The organism is Kitasatospora sp. GAS1066B (genome assembly GCF_041262605.1).
Taxonomy (GTDB): domain Bacteria; phylum Actinomycetota; class Actinomycetes; order Streptomycetales; family Streptomycetaceae; genus Kitasatospora.
Map to the genome: position 1 here is coordinate 45,047 of NZ_JBGCCO010000010.1, position 15,717 is coordinate 60,763.

The 15,717-nt window shown below is 74.5% G+C and carries 13 protein-coding genes; 5 read left to right on the top strand and 8 right to left on the bottom strand.

All coding sequences use genetic code 11. The annotated features are described in order from the left end of the window. Positions 1 to 293 precede the first annotated feature (293 nt). Positions 294 to 1,082, top strand: coding sequence for a hypothetical protein (locus ABH937_RS13250; protein ID WP_370218277.1), 789 nt, complete (start codon positions 294 to 296; stop codon positions 1,080 to 1,082). Between the two features lie 46 nt (positions 1,083 to 1,128). Here the strand turns inward: ABH937_RS13250 and ABH937_RS13255 are convergent, their stop codons facing one another. Both ABH937_RS13255 and ABH937_RS13260 read right to left on the bottom strand, forming a co-directional pair. Further along, the gene (locus ABH937_RS13255) at positions 1,129 to 2,136 is read right to left on the bottom strand and encodes a glycosyltransferase family 2 protein (protein WP_280692315.1); all 1,008 of its coding nucleotides are present in this window, start codon (positions 2,134 to 2,136) and stop codon (positions 1,129 to 1,131) included. Between the two features lie 135 nt (positions 2,137 to 2,271). Then, complete coding sequence (locus ABH937_RS13260; protein WP_280692313.1) at positions 2,272 to 3,561, bottom strand: DUF6350 family protein; 1,290 nt, start codon at positions 3,559 to 3,561, stop codon at positions 2,272 to 2,274. A 76-nt stretch (positions 3,562 to 3,637) separates the two neighbouring features. Here ABH937_RS13260 and ABH937_RS13265 point away from each other — a divergent pair, with 76 nt between their 5' ends. After that, positions 3,638 to 4,642, top strand: a complete 1,005-nt coding sequence (locus tag ABH937_RS13265) for a sigma factor-like helix-turn-helix DNA-binding protein (protein ID WP_280692311.1) — start codon at positions 3,638 to 3,640, stop codon at positions 4,640 to 4,642. Here ABH937_RS13265 and sucD read toward each other — a convergent pair. From sucD to ABH937_RS13290, 5 genes are all read right to left on the bottom strand, one after another. Further along, positions 4,546 to 5,430 carry a succinate--CoA ligase subunit alpha gene (sucD, locus tag ABH937_RS13270; RefSeq protein ID WP_280692309.1) on the bottom strand — a complete coding sequence of 295 codons (885 nt, stop codon included), beginning with the start codon at positions 5,428 to 5,430 and terminating at the stop codon, positions 4,546 to 4,548. The two genes, ABH937_RS13265 and sucD, sit on opposite strands and share 97 nt — an antisense overlap. A 17-nt stretch (positions 5,431 to 5,447) precedes the next feature. Then, positions 5,448 to 6,623, bottom strand: coding sequence for an ADP-forming succinate--CoA ligase subunit beta (gene sucC, locus ABH937_RS13275; protein WP_280692307.1), 1,176 nt, complete (start codon positions 6,621 to 6,623; stop codon positions 5,448 to 5,450). 268 nt (positions 6,624 to 6,891) lie between these two features. Next, the gene (locus tag ABH937_RS13280) at positions 6,892 to 8,076 is read right to left on the bottom strand and encodes a VWA domain-containing protein (protein WP_280692306.1); all 1,185 of its coding nucleotides are present in this window, start codon (positions 8,074 to 8,076) and stop codon (positions 6,892 to 6,894) included. Beyond that, the gene (locus ABH937_RS13285; RefSeq protein WP_370218336.1) at positions 8,073 to 10,568 is read right to left on the bottom strand and encodes a DUF5682 family protein; all 2,496 of its coding nucleotides are present in this window, start codon (positions 10,566 to 10,568) and stop codon (positions 8,073 to 8,075) included. Before ABH937_RS13285 ends, ABH937_RS13280 begins: the two co-directional genes overlap by 4 nt. Before the next feature lie 98 nt (positions 10,569 to 10,666). Then, positions 10,667 to 11,755: an AAA family ATPase gene (locus ABH937_RS13290; RefSeq protein ID WP_280692304.1), complete on the bottom strand. Its 1,089-nt coding sequence runs from the start codon at positions 11,753 to 11,755 to the stop codon at positions 10,667 to 10,669. Positions 11,756 to 11,882: 127 nt separating this feature from the next. Here ABH937_RS13290 and ABH937_RS13295 point away from each other — a divergent pair, with 127 nt between their 5' ends. Genes ABH937_RS13295 through ABH937_RS13305 form a run of 3 tightly spaced genes read left to right on the top strand, consistent with a single transcriptional unit; the run spans position 11,883 to position 15,271 of the window. Beyond that, the gene (locus tag ABH937_RS13295; RefSeq protein ID WP_280692467.1) at positions 11,883 to 12,377 is read left to right on the top strand and encodes a Uma2 family endonuclease; all 495 of its coding nucleotides are present in this window, start codon (positions 11,883 to 11,885) and stop codon (positions 12,375 to 12,377) included. A 33-nt stretch (positions 12,378 to 12,410) separates the two neighbouring features. Next, positions 12,411 to 13,694 (top strand): SWIM zinc finger family protein, encoded by a 1,284-nt coding sequence (locus ABH937_RS13300; protein ID WP_370218279.1) that lies wholly within the window; start codon positions 12,411 to 12,413, stop codon positions 13,692 to 13,694. Further along, positions 13,691 to 15,271, top strand: a complete 1,581-nt coding sequence (locus tag ABH937_RS13305; RefSeq protein ID WP_370218281.1) for a DUF5691 domain-containing protein — start codon at positions 13,691 to 13,693, stop codon at positions 15,269 to 15,271. Before ABH937_RS13300 ends, ABH937_RS13305 begins: the two co-directional genes overlap by 4 nt. Before the next feature lie 19 nt (positions 15,272 to 15,290). On the opposite strand, the gene ABH937_RS13310 is transcribed toward ABH937_RS13305, so the two are convergent. Beyond that, positions 15,291 to 15,698: a cobalamin B12-binding domain-containing protein gene (locus tag ABH937_RS13310; protein ID WP_280692299.1), complete on the bottom strand. Its 408-nt coding sequence runs from the start codon at positions 15,696 to 15,698 to the stop codon at positions 15,291 to 15,293. Positions 15,699 to 15,717 lie beyond the last annotated feature (19 nt).

The following is a 15,717-nucleotide window of genomic DNA, read 5'->3' on the forward strand; positions in this document are numbered from 1 at the left end:
TCCACCGGGCGGTGGGGCCACTACGGACAGGCGGCAGGTCGGCGGCCGGTGGGTTCGCCGGATGCGCGCGGCGTGCGAGGAGCCCGGGAACCTGGGAGAGCTGCCGACCGTCACCACGATAACGGCTGGTTGAACGCAGGTTGGCCAGGGATTCTGCTTGACGCGCGTAGATGAGAGCGGGATCTCCCGGCGCCGCCCGACGAGCCGCTCTCAGGACCGTGGCACCGCGAACGGCAGGCCGGGCTCAGCTCCTCATCGGCCTGCGGGATCATGGGTCGCGACGCCCTACGACGATGAGGACCTCGACCGACATGAGCAGCGGCAAGAGCAGCGACGAGCGCAACCCCTTCGCTCCGCCGCCGGAGGATGCCCCGGACCAGCCGTGGCGGCCGCGCCTCCCGCAGGGGCCCTCGGACGGCGCGCCCCAGGGCGAACCCGAGGACGGCGACCGCCCCACCGGTGAGGGCCGGCCCGGCAGAGCGCCGGTGCCGCCGCCGCACCCGTGGAGCCCGAACTGGCAGGGCGGTGGCGGCCCGGGCTGGCCGGACCGCCAGCCGGGTCCGCAGCAGCCGCGCTTCGACCCCAACGACCCGCAGCACCGCCGCTCGCGCTACGCGTTGATGAGCGGCATGGCCGCGCTCTTCTGCGGGCTGCAGAACATCGCCTCGCTCGCCCTGCTGTTCGGTGCCCTCGCCCTCTACTGGGGCATCAGCGCGCTGCGCCCGGCCACCGCACCGAACCCGGCCAGCACGGCGAACGCGGCAAGCACAGCGAACGCGGCGAGCACGGCGGCCGTCGAGCGGACTGCCGAGCGGACCGCGGAGCGCGCGGCCGAGGCCCCGAGCGGCGCCCCGGTCACCTGGCCCTACGGCCAGCGCAGCCGCCCGCAGATGCCGGCGGCACTCGGCGGCCTGCTCACCGGCGGGGTGGCCATCTTCCTGGTGCTCAGCTTCTTCTCGGTGCAGCTGGCCTACCGCCCGTACTTCACCTGCGTCAACGACTCGCTGACCACGGTGGGCCAGCAGAGCTGCTCGACCCTGGCCCCGCAGTGGGTGGTCACCCTCACCGACCCGCAGAACTGAGCCGCCCGCAGCCCGCCGCCCCCGCCGACACGGCTCCCGGGGTCGGTCAGCGCACCTCGGTCAGCTCCGGCTCCCGGGGTGCCGCGAAGTTCGCCGACTCCTGGCCGTCGTCGGCCGAGTCGTAGCCGATGAAGTAGGTGGGACGGCTCTGCACGGCGGTGTAGATCCGTCCTATGTACTCGCCCAGCAGACCGACGCAGATCAGCTGGATGCCGCCGATGAAGAGCATCCCGACGAACAGCGAGGTCCACCCCGGCACGGTGTGACCCGCCAGGTGGACCGCCAGCGTCGCGATCGACATCCCGAAGCACGCGAAGAAGCTCGCCACGCCCAGCCAGGTCGCGATCCGCAACGGCGCCGCGGAGAAGTTGGTGATGCTGTCCACCGCCAGGCGGATCATCTTGCTCAACGGGTACTTGGTCTCCCCCGCCACCCGCTCGTCACGGTGATACGTGACCTGACCACTGCGAAAGCCCAGCCACGGCACCAGCAACCGGTAGACCTGCTGCTGATCCGGCAACGCCTTCAGCGCGTCGACCGCCTCGCGGCTCAACAGCCGGAAGTCACCCGCCTGCGAAGGCACCCGCTTACCGACCAGCCGGCGCATCAGCCAGTAGTACAGACCCGCCGTACGACGCTTGAACCCGCTGTCGGTGCTGCGGTCCGACCGCACCCCGTAGACGATGTCGAGGTCGTCGCGCCTGGCGAGCTCCAGCATCTCGGCGATCTTCTCCGGCGGATCCTGCAGGTCCGCGTCGATGCTCGCCACATACGCGCCCACGGCGCTGTGCAGACCCGCCGTCAGCGCCGCCTGATGCCCCGAGTTGCGACGCAGCTCCACCACCCGCAGCTCACTCCACTCGCCGCGCAGCTCGCGCAGCAGCGCGGACGTACCGTCGGTGCTGCCGTCGTTCACCGCGACGACCTCGTAGCGGACGCCGGTGCCGTCCAGGGCCGGGCGAAGCCGGGCGACCAGGGCGGGCAGCGCCTCCTGCTCGTTGTACATCGGAATGACGACGGACAACTCGGTCCGGTTGTCAGGCGCAGGAGTCATCGGATCCCTTTCCCATCCCAGGAGGGCGTCAGCGGGTGGCGTCGGCTCCGCCACCCGCACCGCGTCCGACACTGGCCGCGCATCCTGTCAACCAGCCTTGTGCCCGCCATCAGCACGATGTCCGTCCCCCAGGTCCTAGGCCGGCAGGTCACCCGCCGCCCGGCGCAGCAGCCACCAGCGCAGCGCGGGCGCGCCGGGGACCGCCACCACCGCCACCCAGCCGGCCGCCGCCAGCCCGCAGAACGCCGAGGGTCCCAGCTGCGCCATCCGCCCGGCGCCGACCGCTCCCCCGGCCAGCCGGGCGCCGAGGGCCACCGCCAGGCCGACCACGAGCGCGCTCAGCCCGGCGGCGAGCGCGGTGGCGCCGGGACGCCACCGGGCGGGTGCCCCGGCGGACGGCGGCGTGGCGCCGGGCGCCACCGCTGCCCGGGCGAGCAGCCCGGCGGCCGCCAGGCCTGCCAGCACCGGGACCACCAGCACCAGCCGCTGCCAGGCCGAGGCGGTGGTCGGCACCAGGGCCAGCAGCGGGAAGTCCAGGCTCGGGCCGGGCGTCAGCCGGCCGGGCGCCACCACCGTGCCGACCCCCAGCGCGAAACCCGGCCCGAGTGCGTAACCGATGCTCCAGAGCACCGCGTTGGGCACCAGCAGCAGGCAGCAGAGCAGCAGGCCGAGCGCCCCGGGCAGGCTGCCGCCGGTCAGCGTGCGCAGCGCGGGCCCGGTGCTGTCGGTGCGCAGCAGCAGCACCGCGCCGAGCAGCAGCGCCCCGCCGGCCACCAGGGTCAGCAGCGCCGCCGCCGCGGCCCGGCCGGCCGCCACCGCCACGGCGCCGAGCGCCGGGCGCCCGGGCATCAGCTCGCGCAGCCGGTTCGGAAGCCGGGCGAGCAGCGGGTCCGAGATCCGCGCACGCAGGGTCGACCACCAGGCCGGTGCGGCCCCGGCGCCCGCCAGCGCGGCCGGGTAGGCCACGGCGAGCACCGCCAGCAGGTCGGGCAGCGGCCGGGCCCGCAGCGCGCCGGCCCGGGCGCAGGCGAGTGCCACCGGCAGCGCCACCGCGAGGTATCCGGCGCAGAGCGCGGCGGGCACCGCCTGGCCCCGGACGCCCGGCCGGGCCGCCACCTGGGCGGCGCCCTGCCGCAGCAGCAGCGCGCTGCACACGGTCAGCAGCAGCGGGGTGAGCGCGAGCGGGACACCGCCGCCGCCCCGGCTCAACGGCCCGCCGTGGCCGAGCAGCCAGAGCGCGCCGGCCAGCCGGGCGGCGTCGGCGGCGCTGTCCTGCGGAGCGGCCGTCAGGACCCAGAGGACCAGCACCGGGGCCCCGACCACGGCGAGTCCGAGCAGCGCCGCCGCGGCGCCCGCGAGGACCGGCGCGGAGTCGAACGCGCCGATCGCGCGCGGCAACGGACGGCCCATCAGATGCTGCGTCATGTGCCTCATGGTGCCGCCGTCACTCGTCCTGCCCCGTGCAGGAGCGAGCCGTCGACGTGTCCCCGATCATCTGATCATGCGTCAAAATTCTTCGCTCGCCGCCGCATCGCCGTCCACGTCGGCGAACTACCAGAAGCTCTACGAACGTTCGTACGACGAGCTGCTGCAGCAGACCTTCCTGCTCACCGCCGGCCACCGCCGCGGTGCGGAGCGCGCCACCCGGCAGGCCCTGGGCAGCGCCTGGAACCGCTGGTCCGAGCTGGCCGCCGAGCCCGACCCCGCGCGCTGGCTGCGCACCCGCGCCTTCGCGACGGCGCTCACTCCCTGGTACCCGCTGGGTCCGCGGTCGCGGCACCGCACCCCGCCGCTCGACTCCGCGCTCACCGCGCACGACCTGGAACTGCTCACCGCGCTGCGCCGGCTGAGCCGCGCGCGCCGCCAGGTCGTGGTGCTGCACGACGCGCTCGGCCTGGCGGCGGCGGAGATCGCCGTCGAGGTCGAGGCCAGCGCGGCCGCCGTCGGCCACCGGCTGCACGCCGCGCACCTCGACCTGGTCCGCGCGGTGCCCGCGCTGGTCGGCCCCGATCCGGCCGCCCCCGACTTCGCGCCGCGGCTCGGTGGGCTGCTCTACCAGGCCGCCGTGCGCGGCTGCCCGAGCGGCGCCGAGCCCCGGCAGGCCGACCTGCGGTGCCGGGCCGCCGCCCGGGCGCGGGCCCTGGCGCTGCCGGCCGGCGCCGCGCTGCTGGTGCTGGCCACCACGGCCTCGATCACCGGCACCCTGGACGGGCACGGCCCGTCGGCCTGGTTCAACCCCCGCCCCGTCCCGGCCCCGCTCTGCACCGGCACCGCGAACGGCAGCGCGGGACCGGCCACCCCGGCCGGCACCCCGGGCATCCGCAGCTTCTGGTGCGGCCCCGGAAAAACGCCGCACCCCGGACCGGCGAACCGGTCCGGGGTGCGGCAGCAGACACTGCTGACCGAGCGTCAGCCCTTGATCAGCTCACGCGCCAGGCGAGCGGTCTCGGACGGCGTCTTGCCGACCTTGACACCGGCGGCCTCCAGGGCCTCCTTCTTCGCCTGAGCGGTGCCCGAGGAGCCCGAGACGATGGCGCCGGCGTGGCCCATGGTCTTGCCCTCCGGGGCGGTGAAGCCCGCGACGTAGCCGACGACCGGCTTGGTCACGTTCTCCTTGATGAAGGCCGCGGCGCGCTCCTCGGCGTCGCCACCGATCTCACCGATCATCACGATGATCTCGGTCTCCGGGTCGGCCTCGAACGCGCGCAGCGCGTCGATGTGGGTGGTCCCGATGACCGGGTCGCCACCGATGCCGACGGCCGAGGAGAAGCCGAGGTCGCGCAGCTCGTACATGAGCTGGTAGGTCAGCGTGCCGGACTTGGAGACCAGGCCGATCTTGCCCGCCTTGGTGATGTCCGCCGGGATGATGCCCGCGTTGGACTTCCCGGGGGAGATCAGGCCGGGGCAGTTCGGGCCGATGATCTGGGTCTTGTTGCCCTTCTCGCCGGCGTAGGCCCAGAACGAGGCGCTGTCGTGCACCGGGACGCCCTCGGTGATGACGACCGCGAGCGGGATCTCGGCGTCGATCGCCTCGACGACCGCGCTCTTGGTGAAGGCCGGCGGCACGAAGATGACGCTGACGTCGGCGCCGGTCTGCTTGATGGCCTCGGCGACGGAGCCGAAGACGGGCACCTCGGTGCCGTCGACGTCAACCGTGGTGCCGGCCTTGCGCGGGTTCACGCCGCCGACGATCTTGGTGCCGGAGGCGAGCATCCGACGGGTGTGCTTCATGCCCTCGGAGCCGGTCATGCCCTGAACGATGACCTTGCTGTCCTCGGTAAGGAAGATAGCCATGGTGAGAGTCCCCTTCCTTACTTCGCGTTGGCCAGCTCGGCGGCGCGGTCAGCGGCGCCGTCCATGGTGTCCACCTGCTCGACCAGCGGGTGGTTGCGGTCGGTCAGGATCTTGCGACCCAGCTCCGCGTTGTTGCCGTCCAGGCGGACGACCAGCGGCTTGGTGACGGCCTCGCCCTTGCTCTCCAGGAGCTCCAGGGCCTGCACGATGCCGTTGGCGACCGCGTCGCACGCGGTGATGCCACCGAAGACGTTGACGAAGACCGACTTGACGTCGGCGTCGCCCAGGATGATCTCCAGGCCGTTCGCCATCACCTCGGCGGAGGCGCCGCCGCCGATGTCGAGGAAGTTGGCGGGCTTGACGCCACCGTGGTTCTCACCGGCGTAGGCGACGACGTCCAGGGTGCTCATGACGAGACCCGCGCCGTTGCCGATGATGCCGACCTCACCGTCGAGCTTGACGTAGTTGAGGTTCTTGGCCTTGGCGGCGGCCTCCAGCGGGTTGGCCGCGGCGTGGTCGACCAGCGCCTCGTGCTCCGCCTGGCGGAACTCGGCGTTCTCGTCCAGCGAGACCTTGCCGTCGAGCGCGATGACCTTGCCGTCACCGGTCTTGACCAGCGGGTTGACCTCGACCAGCAGGGCGTCTTCCTTGATGAAGACGTCCCACAGGCGCTGCAGGACCACGATCACCTGGTCGGCGATCTCGGCCGGGAACTTCGCGGCGGCGACGATCTCGGCGGCCTTCTCGGCGGTGCAGCCCTCGTTCGCGTCGACGGAGACCTTGGCCAGCGCCTCGGGGTTCTCCTCGGCGACGACCTCGATCTCGACGCCGCCCTCCTTGCTGGCCATCGCCAGGAAGGTGCGGTTGGCGCGGTCCAGCAGGAAGGAGACGTAGTACTCCTCCTTGATGTCCGCGGTCTCGGCCAGCATCACCTTGTGCACGGTGTGGCCCTTGATGTCCATGCCGAGGATCGCGTCGGCCTTGGCGACAGCGTCGGCCGGGTCGGCGGCGAGCTTGACGCCGCCGGCCTTGCCACGGCCACCGACCTTCACCTGAGCCTTGACGACGGCGCGTCCACCGAAGCGCTCGGCGATCGCGCGAGCGTCCTCAGCGTTCTCGATGACCTCGCCATCGAGCACGGGTACACCGTGCTTGGCGAAGAGGTCCCTCGCCTGGTACTCGAACAGGTCCACGTGTGTTCGTCCTTGTTCGTGGTCGCGGATTGTGTCTCTACGAGCGTGCCACGGCAGGATCTTCGCTGCGGGTCGTCGGGGCCGTGCGGGTACGCAGAGTTGCGGCCTTGCGGCCCACGCGGTCTCGGGCGCACACGTCAATCAACACGCGCGTCACGTCCGTCTGGCAGGGTATCGCCGCAGGACCGGCCGGATTCGCCGGTCGGCCGCCCGGATCGGGTGAGAACCGTCACAGCGGGTGCGTCACCGGGGTTCGCGCGCCCACTGTTCACCTCACGGCCGACCCGCTGTCCGGCAGTGGCAGCGGGCGCTTCGCCAGCGCCGCCGCCATGATCTCGGGGAAGCCGTCCGGGGTGCAGGCGAAGGCCGGGCAGCCGAGCGCGGCCAGCGCGGCGGCGTGCGCGTGGTCGTAGCCGGGAGCGCCCTCGTCACTGAGCGCCAGCAGCGCGATGAACTGGACCCCGGCGGCCTTCATCGCCGCCACCCGCCGCAGCATCCCGTCCCGGGCCCCGCCCTCGTGGAGATCACTGATGAGGACCAGCACGGTCTCAGCCGGACGAGTGATCCGGGACTGGCAGTAGGCCAGCGCGCGGTCGATGTCGGTGCCGCCGCCCAGCTGAGTGGCGAACAGGACGTCGACCGGGTCGGCCAGTTGCTCGGTCAGGTCGACCACCGAGGTGTCGAACACCACCAGCCGGGTGTCCAGCGTGCGCATCGAGCTGAGCACCGCGCCGAAGACCGCCGCGTACACCACGGAGGCCGCCATCGAGCCGGACTGGTCGACACAGAGGATCACCTCCTTGGTCAGCGCGCGCCGGGCCCGGGCATGGCCGACCAGGCGCTCGGGGACCACGGTGCGGTACTCGGGCAGGTAGCTGCCCAGATTGGCGCGGATGGTGCGGTCCCAGTCGATGTCGCGGTGGCGCGGGCGCCGTACCCGGGCACCGCGGTCCAACCCGCCGGTCAGCGTGGCCCGGGTCCGGTCGGCCAGCCGGCGCTCCAGGTCGGCGACCACCTTGCCGACCACCTGGCGAGCGCTCTGCCGGGTGGTCTCGGGCAGCGCGTGCTTGAGCGAGAGCAGGGTGGTGACCAGGTGGACGTCCGGCTCGACGGCCGCCAGCATCTCCGGTTCGAGCAGCAGGCGGGACAGGCCCAGGCGGCTGATCGCATCCTGCTGCAGCAGCTGGACCACCGAGGTCGGGAAGTACTCGCGGATGTCGCCGAGCCAGCGGGCCACCTGCGGGGCGCTGGCGCCCAGGCCCGCCGAGCGGCTCTGACCCCGGGCGCTCTGCGGGTCGTGCGGCGCGGCGCGGTAGAGGGCGGCGAGCGTGCGGTCGATGCCCGCGTCCCGGCCGACCGGCCGGTAGCCGGTGCTCTCGGCCTCGCCGCCGAGCACCAGACGCCAGCGGCGCAACCGCTCCTGGTCGGGGTCCAGCTCGCTCCCGGTCGTCATGCGGCACTCCTGCGGTCCAGCTGACGGGGGATCCGGACGGGCGTCGCCGCGGGCGGGTCGGGTGGCGCGGCGCGGCCCAGCAGGCGCAGCACGGTGGGCAGCGCCGCGTCGGCGCGGGCCTGGTCCAGCTCCTCGGCCGGGCCGGCGGCGCCACCGCCCGGGCCCAGCCGGCCGGCGGCCACCCGCGCGCCGACGGTGTGGCGCACGCCGGCCTCCAGCGTGGCGAAGGTGCGTCTGAGCAGCGGCAGCAGGTCGATGAACGTGTCGCCCGGCACCTCGGCCAGCCAGCCGTCGAGCAGCGTGAGCAGCCGCGGGTCGTGCAGCAGCAGGGCGCCGCCGCCGGAGAGGAAGCCCTCGACCCAGCCGGCCGCGTCGGCGGGCACCGCGGCCCTGGAGAGCACCAGGCGCAGCGAGCGCGCCGCTTCGGCCGCGTCGAGCCGGCCGTCGTCCAGCAGCAGCCGCACCGCGCGGCCGCGCAGCAGCCCCGGCACGCCGGTGGCCGCGCTCCCCGCCGGCTCGCGCCGGGCCAGCGCGGCCAGCGCGGCGGCCCAGCGGTCGGCGAGGTCGCCGGCAGTCTGCGGCCCGGCCGGTTCTGGCCCGGCCGCCGCTGGCCCGGTCGGTGACAGGGCGTCGGTTGCTCGGCCGAGCAGGCCGATCGCGCCGTGCACCGCGTCCAGCCGGGCCCGCATCGCGGCGGCGCCGGCGGTGTCCAGCCCGGTGCAGGCGGTCGGCAGGCCGACGCAGAGCCGGGTCGCCAGGCCCTGCGCGACCCCCTCCAGCGCGCCGGCGTCGGTGCCGCGGACGTCCCCGTAGCGCAGCGCGCGGACCAGCGCGGGCAGCGCGTCGGCGAGTTCGGCCGCGTCGGTGTCCAGCGCGGCCCGGTCGGCCAGTTCGCTCAGCACCGCGGGCAGCGCGGCGGGCAGCCGGGCCACCAGGCAGTGCTCGGCCAGCCCGGTGAGCGCGCCGAGTTCGACGGCCTGGGCGGCCAGCGCCGTCACCTTGGCGGTGGCGGCCGCCTCGACGGTGGTCCCCCACTGGGCGGCCTCGACCACCCGGACGGCGAACTCCGGATCCCAGTGCAGCCGCCAGCTCTCCCGGAAGGTCCCGGTGGAGTTGACGGCGGAAGCGTTCTCGGTGCCCCAGCCGACGCCGAGCAGGCGCAGCCGGTGCAGCAGCAGCGAGCGGCCCACGTCCAGCTCCCGGCGCAGGTCGAGGGTCAGTTCGCGGTCCGCGGTGTCGGGCGCCAGCCGCAGCGTGCGCTGCAGCCGGAACAGGTCGCGCTGCAGCGGCACGGTGGGGGTGGCGGCCGGCACCCGGCCGAGCGCCTCGCCGACCACCAGTCGCTCGCGCACCAGGCCGAGCGCCACCTCGGAGCCGTCGCAGAGCACCGAGCGGACCGCGTCCAGCGCCTCGGCCAGCCCGGCCGCCGGGCGGCCGCGCACGGCGGCCAGCGTCTCGGCGAGCCGGACCGACTCGATGACCTGCGCGGCGGAGACCAGGTGGTCGGCGCCGCGCAGCAGTGCGGCGGCCCGGGCCAGGAAGCTGACCAGGCCGGTACCGCCACCGCCCGGCCCGGCGGACCGGGCCGGGCGGTCGAACAGGTGCTGGTACCAGCCGGGCGACTCGATGCCGGCGCCGTAGCCGGTCCATTGGGCGAGCCGCCGGTGAGTCCAGGGCACCCAGGTGATCTCGGCCCTGAGCTTCTTCGGGAGCCCGGCGAGCAGCGCGCGGTCCGCGCCGGCGGCGGGCAGCGCGCCGAGCGCCGGCACGTGCCAGGCGCCGCAGACCACGGCGATCCGGCGGTGGCCGGCCCGCCGGGCGGCGCGGATCTGCTGGCGCATGTACGCCTCGCGCAGTTCGTCACGCCGCCCGGCGGGCGCCCCGGCCGCCACGCCCGCGCCGGGCGCGCCCGAGGCCACGGGCGCGCCGGCGGGGTGTGCGCTGGGCGAGCCCGGGGTGCCGACGTCCGGGTCGCGCAGCACGGCCATCGCCTCGGCCACCGCCGCGAACGGCGCGAGCGGGTCCCCGCCGGGCAGCCGGTGCTCGACCACGTCCTCCCACCAGGCCTCCGGGTCCGGGTGGCCGGCCGCCGCGGCGAGCCGGGCGATCGGGTCCGCCGCCGCACCGGACGGCTCGTCCGACGCCTGGCCCGAGCCCTCGGCGGCCCGCAGCGCGAAGCCGCTGCCGGCCGGCAGGTCGATGAACCGCACCGGCACCTCGGCCGCCAGCGCGTGCTGGATCGCCACCCACTCGGGCGAGAACGCGGCGAACGGCCAGAACGCCGCCAGGGCCGGGTCGTGCACCGCGTGCGCGAGCAGCGCGACCGGCGGCACCATGTCCCGCTCCGCCGCCAGACCGATGATCGGATCCGCCTCCGGCGGTCCCTCGATCAGCACCGCGTCCGGCCGCAGCTCGGCCAGCGCGGCCCCCACCGCACGGGCCGAGCCCGGTCCGTGGTGGCGTACGCCCAGCAGGGTCACCTCACCAGTCATGTCCTCCCCCTTGTCCTTTCCTGGTGTCTTGCGCGGGTCGTGCACGTCGTACAGATCGCTCAGATCGTCCAACTCCCTGTCCTCGTAGGGTGATCAGTTCATCCGGACAGCTCCCGGGCAGCCCGGTAGAAGTCCTTCCAGCCGTCCCGCTCGCGCAGCACGCCCTCCACGTACTCGCGCCACACCACCTGATCCGTGACGGGGTCGCGAACCACCGCCCCCACCAGCCCGCTCGCCACATCCCGCGCGCGCAGCACACCGTCGCCGAAGTGCGCGGCGAGCGCGAGACCGTTGGTGACCACCGAGATGGCCTCGGCGGTGGAGAGCGTGCCGGTCGGACTCTTGACCTTGGTCCGACCGTCAGCGGTGACGCCGTCGCGCAGCTCGCGGAAGACCGTGACCACTCGTCGGATCTCCTGCGTGCCGCCCGGCAGCTCGGGCAGCTCCAGCGCGCGGCCGAGTTGGTCGACCCGCCGCGCGACGATCTCGACCTCCTCGTCGAGGCTCGCCGGCAGCGGCAGCACGACCGTGTTGAAACGGCGGCGCAGCGCACTGGAGAGTTCGTTGACCCCGCGGTCTCGATCGTTGGCGGTGGCGATCAGGTTGAACCCGCGGACAGCTTGATTTTCCCAGCCCAACTCCGGTACCGGCAACGTCTTTTCCGACAGGATGGTGATCAGGCTGTCCTGCACGTCGGCCGGGATCCGGGTCAGCTCCTCGACCCTGACGATCTTGCCGTCCGCCATCGCCCGCAGCACCGGCGAGGGCACCAGCGCGGCCCGGCTCGGCCCGTTCGAGAGCAACTCGGCGTAGTTCCAGCCGTATCGCACGGCCTCTTCGGAGGTCCCCGCGGTGCCCTGCACCAGCAGCGTCGAATCCCCGCTGACGGCCGCCGCCAGATGCTCCGACACCCAGGTCTTGGCCGTCCCCGGCACCCCGAGCAGCAGCAGCGCCCGATCGGTGGCCAGGGTGCTCACCGCCACCTCCACGATCCGTCGCGGCCCCACGTACTTGGGCGTGATCACGGTGCCGTCCGGCAGCTCGCCACCCAGCAGATAGGTCGCCACCGCCCACGGCGACAACCGCCACCGCTCGGGCCGCGGCCGCTCGTCCTGCTCGGCCAGCGCGGCCAGCTCGGCGGCGAACGCGTCCTCGGCATGCGGCCGCAGAACGTCGATGGTGGTCATGGAGGGCTCCTTCGGACCGACCGCCGACGGGCATGGCGATGCCCGGGACGGTTGACATGATCGGGAAGCATCAGCACACGGACGACAGGCCCGGGCCAAGGGCTCCGGCCCGCCTGCGAGAACCACTCTGCACCCCGGCACTGACAATCGGGCGGTCACCGACCGTGCGCTCTCGCTAGCCTGGGCGCAGAGAACGAGGAGGTGCCGTGATGACCGCGACCGTGCCGGAGACCGCACACGACCTGATGCGCCTGCTCGAGAAGCTCCCGGAGTAAGAAGCTTCGAGCCGAAGCCGGACATCGTCGCGACGACCCATGAGCAGACGTCCGACAACGCGAACCCGTTCCCCGCTCAACGCGCCGACCTCGCCGTTGAGATCGTGTCCTCGGACCGGGACAGCGACTACGCGAAGAAGCGGGCCTGGTATGCCGCCAGCGAGATCCCGCTCTACCTGATCGTTGACCCGAACGAGGGAATCTGCGAGCTGCACTCGCAACCGCGTGGCAGCGACTACCGCACCGTCGCGTCCAGCGAGTTCGGCGAGGACATCGAGCTCCCCGAGCCCTTTTCCTTCCCCCTCTCCACCAAGACCTTCAAGGTCTACCCGCCAAGACGCTTCTGAGGCACTGTCAGTCCCCCGCTCTACGTTCGATCCATGGAGGAACGCTGGAGCACCGAGCACATCCTGTCCCTCGCACCTGACGCCGCCTCACGGGCCGCCGCCGGCCCGTTCTCCGCGCCCGCCGCGTGGTCGGCGGCCGGGAGCGCGGACGGGACGGTGTGGGGGCTGTGCGCCGGCAGCGGGGGTGCGCCGTACCGGACGGTGGTCGAGCTCACCGGGCCCGCGTACCAGTGCAGTTGCCCCAGCCGGAAGTCTCCGTGCAAGCACGCGCTGGGGTTGCTGCTGCTGTGGAGCAGGCAACCGCAGGCGGTGCCGGACGGGGGCGCGTCGGCCGACTGGGCAGCCAACGGGGCGGCGGGGCGACAGCGGGCGGCGCGGGGGCCGGCGGATCCGGTGGCCGCGCGCCGGCGGGCCGAGCGGCGGGCGGCGCGGGTCGCGGACGGGGCCCGGGAGCTGCGGCTGCGGCTGGCCGACCGGGTGCGCCAGGGGCTGGCCGGCGCGGCCGGCGACTGGGATGAGGTAGCGGCCCGGATGGTGGACGCCCAGGCTCCCGGACTCGCCGCCCGGGTACGGGAGTTGGCCACGCTGCCGAGCGAGGAGCAGCTGGCCCGGTACGCGCTGCTCGACCTGCTCGCCGCCGCCTACCAGCGGGTCGACGAGCTGCCCGGAGCGCTGGCCGCCACGGTCCGGTCCAGGGTCGGCTTCAGCATCGACAGCGCCGAGCTGCTGGCCGGCCCCACGGTGCGCGACCGCTGGCTCGCACTCGGCTGCCGGGAGCGCGTCGAGGGCCCACTGACCAGCCGCCGGCTCTGGCTCCGCGGCGCCCGCAGTGGCCGCCAGGCGCTGCTGCTCGACTACGACCGCCCCGGGCAGCCGGCCGAACTCGCGCTGCCCGTCGGCCACTCGATGGAGGCAGAGCTGGCCTTCCACCCCGGTGTCCGCCCGCTGCGCGCCGTCCTCGGCCCCCGGCAGGACACTCCCGTCCCGGCCCCCGGCCCGCCCCGCGGGCGGACCGTCGCCGAGGCGGTGGCCGACTACGGCGAGGCGGTCGCCGAGGACCCGTGGACGGACGCCTGGCCGGTGCCACTGGCCGAGGTGGTCCCGGTCCGAGGACCCGACGGCTGGCTGCTGACGGACGATCAGGGTGCGCTACCAGTGGGCGAGGTGGACAGCACCGCGCTCTGGCGGCTGGTGGCCGTCGCCGAAGGGCGTCCGCTGACGGTCTTCGGCGAGTGCGGACATCGCGGGTTCACCCCCGTGACGGTCTGGGACCGGACCGGCCGGGCGATCGACCTGAGTCTGCGAGGTGCGGCATGAACAGCGGCCTGAACAGCGGCATGACCGGCGACTACTGGGCCGACCTGCAGAGCACCGCGCTGCTCGGCACCGACCGGCGCGCGCTGCCCCAAGCGGACGGCTCGGCCGCGGCGGTGGCCGCTGCCGACACCGTCGACCGCAGCGATCCGGCCACCGCGCTGCTCGAGCTGGCCGCGCTGACGGTGGTGCGGCGCCGCGCCGGGCTGCTGCCACTGCCCGCCGCGCGCCCCGAACAGCCGCCGCCCGCCGACCCGCGCCCCGAGCTGCCCGAGCCCGCCGCCCGCCGGCTGACCGCGCTGCTAGCCGGACGAGCTGGCGGCGGCGCCCTGGCCAACCTCACCGAGTTGCTCCCGCAGTGGCTGGCCACCGCCCGCGAGCGCGGCTACCGCCCGCCCGCCGCCCAGGTGCCGGCCCTGCTGGAGGCCGCCCGGGCCCGCAGCGAGCTGCGCGGTGACGTGGTCGTGCTGGTCGGCCCGCTCGGCCGCCGGCTGGCCGAGCAGAACCCGGACTGGCGCTATCTGATGCGCACCACGGGCGTGGACGGGCCGGCCGGCGCGGACCGCGTCTGGCAGGAGGGGCTGTTCGCCGAACGGGTCACCCAGCTGACCAGGCTGCGCCGCCGGGATCCGGCCGCCGGGCTCGCGCTGCTCGCCGGGACCTGGCCGGCCGAGCGGGCCGAGGACCGGCTGCTCTTCCTGGACGCCTTGCAGGAGGGACTGGGCCCGGCCGACGAGCCGTTCCTGGAGGCCGCGCTCGGCGACCGCAGCAAGAACGTCCGGGCCACCGCCGCCGAGTTGCTCTCCACGCTGCCCGGCTCCGCACTCGGCCACCGGATGGCGGAGCGCGCGCTGGCCGCCGTACGCCTCACTCCGGACGGCACCCTGCTGGTCGAGCCGCCCACCAGCTGCGACGCGAGCCTGCAACGGGACGGGATACCCCCCAAGTCGCCCACCGGGCGCGGCGAGCAGGCCTGGTGGCTGGGCGAGATCCTGGCCGCCACCCCGCTCACCGCCTGGACCACGGCCTTCGGCCGCTCCCCCGCCCAACTGCTCGCGCTGCCGGTGGTCGACGCCGCCTCCGGCGGCGATCAGTGGCGCGACGAGCTGCGCGAGGCCTGGGCCCGGGCCGCCGTCCGCCAGGGCGATGCCGACTGGGCCCGGGTGCTGCTCGGCCCGGCACCGCGCAGGGCCAGGTCGGCCGGGATCGCCGGGTCGCCGGCCAAGCTGCTCGCGGTGTTGCCGCCGGCCGAGCGGGCCGCCTGGACGGCCGCCTTCCTGCGGGTCAACGGCCCCGGCGAGGCCTTCCAACTGCTCGGCGCCTGCGCCACCCCGTGGACCCCGCCGCTCAGCACCGCCGTGGTGGCCGCGCTGGAGCGGGCGGCGGCGGCCGGCTCGTACCCGTGGAACCACAGCGGCGTCCTGGGCCTGACGGAACGCTCGCTGGCGCCCGCCACCGCACCGGCGGTGGCGGCGCTGGCGGCCGACGCGGCGCCGGACACCGCGTGGGCCGAGACCTTCGGCCGGCTGGCCGGCACCCTGCGCTTCCGCGCGGAGATGCTGGCCGAGCTCGAACCGTAGGCCGCGAGCCGAGCCCGGCTCAGCCCGCCGCGCGCAGGTTGGCCTCGACCCAGGCCACCACGTCCCGGGTGGGCGTGCCGGGGGTGAAGATGTCGGCCACGCCCATCGCCTTGAGCTCGGCGATGTCCTCGGCCGGGACGATGCCGCCGCAGAACACCTTGATGTCCGCCGCGTCCCGCTCCTTGAGCAGCTCGATCACCCGGGCGCAGAGCGTCATGTGGGCGCCGGAGAGGATCGACAGGCCGATGCCGTCCGCGTCCTCCTGGATCGCGGTGTCGACCACCTGCTCGGGCGTCTGGTGCAGGCCCGTGTAGATCACCTCCATGCCGGCGTCGCGCAGCGCACGCGCGATCACCTTGGCGCCGCGGTCGTGGCCGTCGAGCCCCGGCTTGGCGACCACCACCCGGATCGGGCCTGACACACCCATCACTGCCTCCACGTTAACC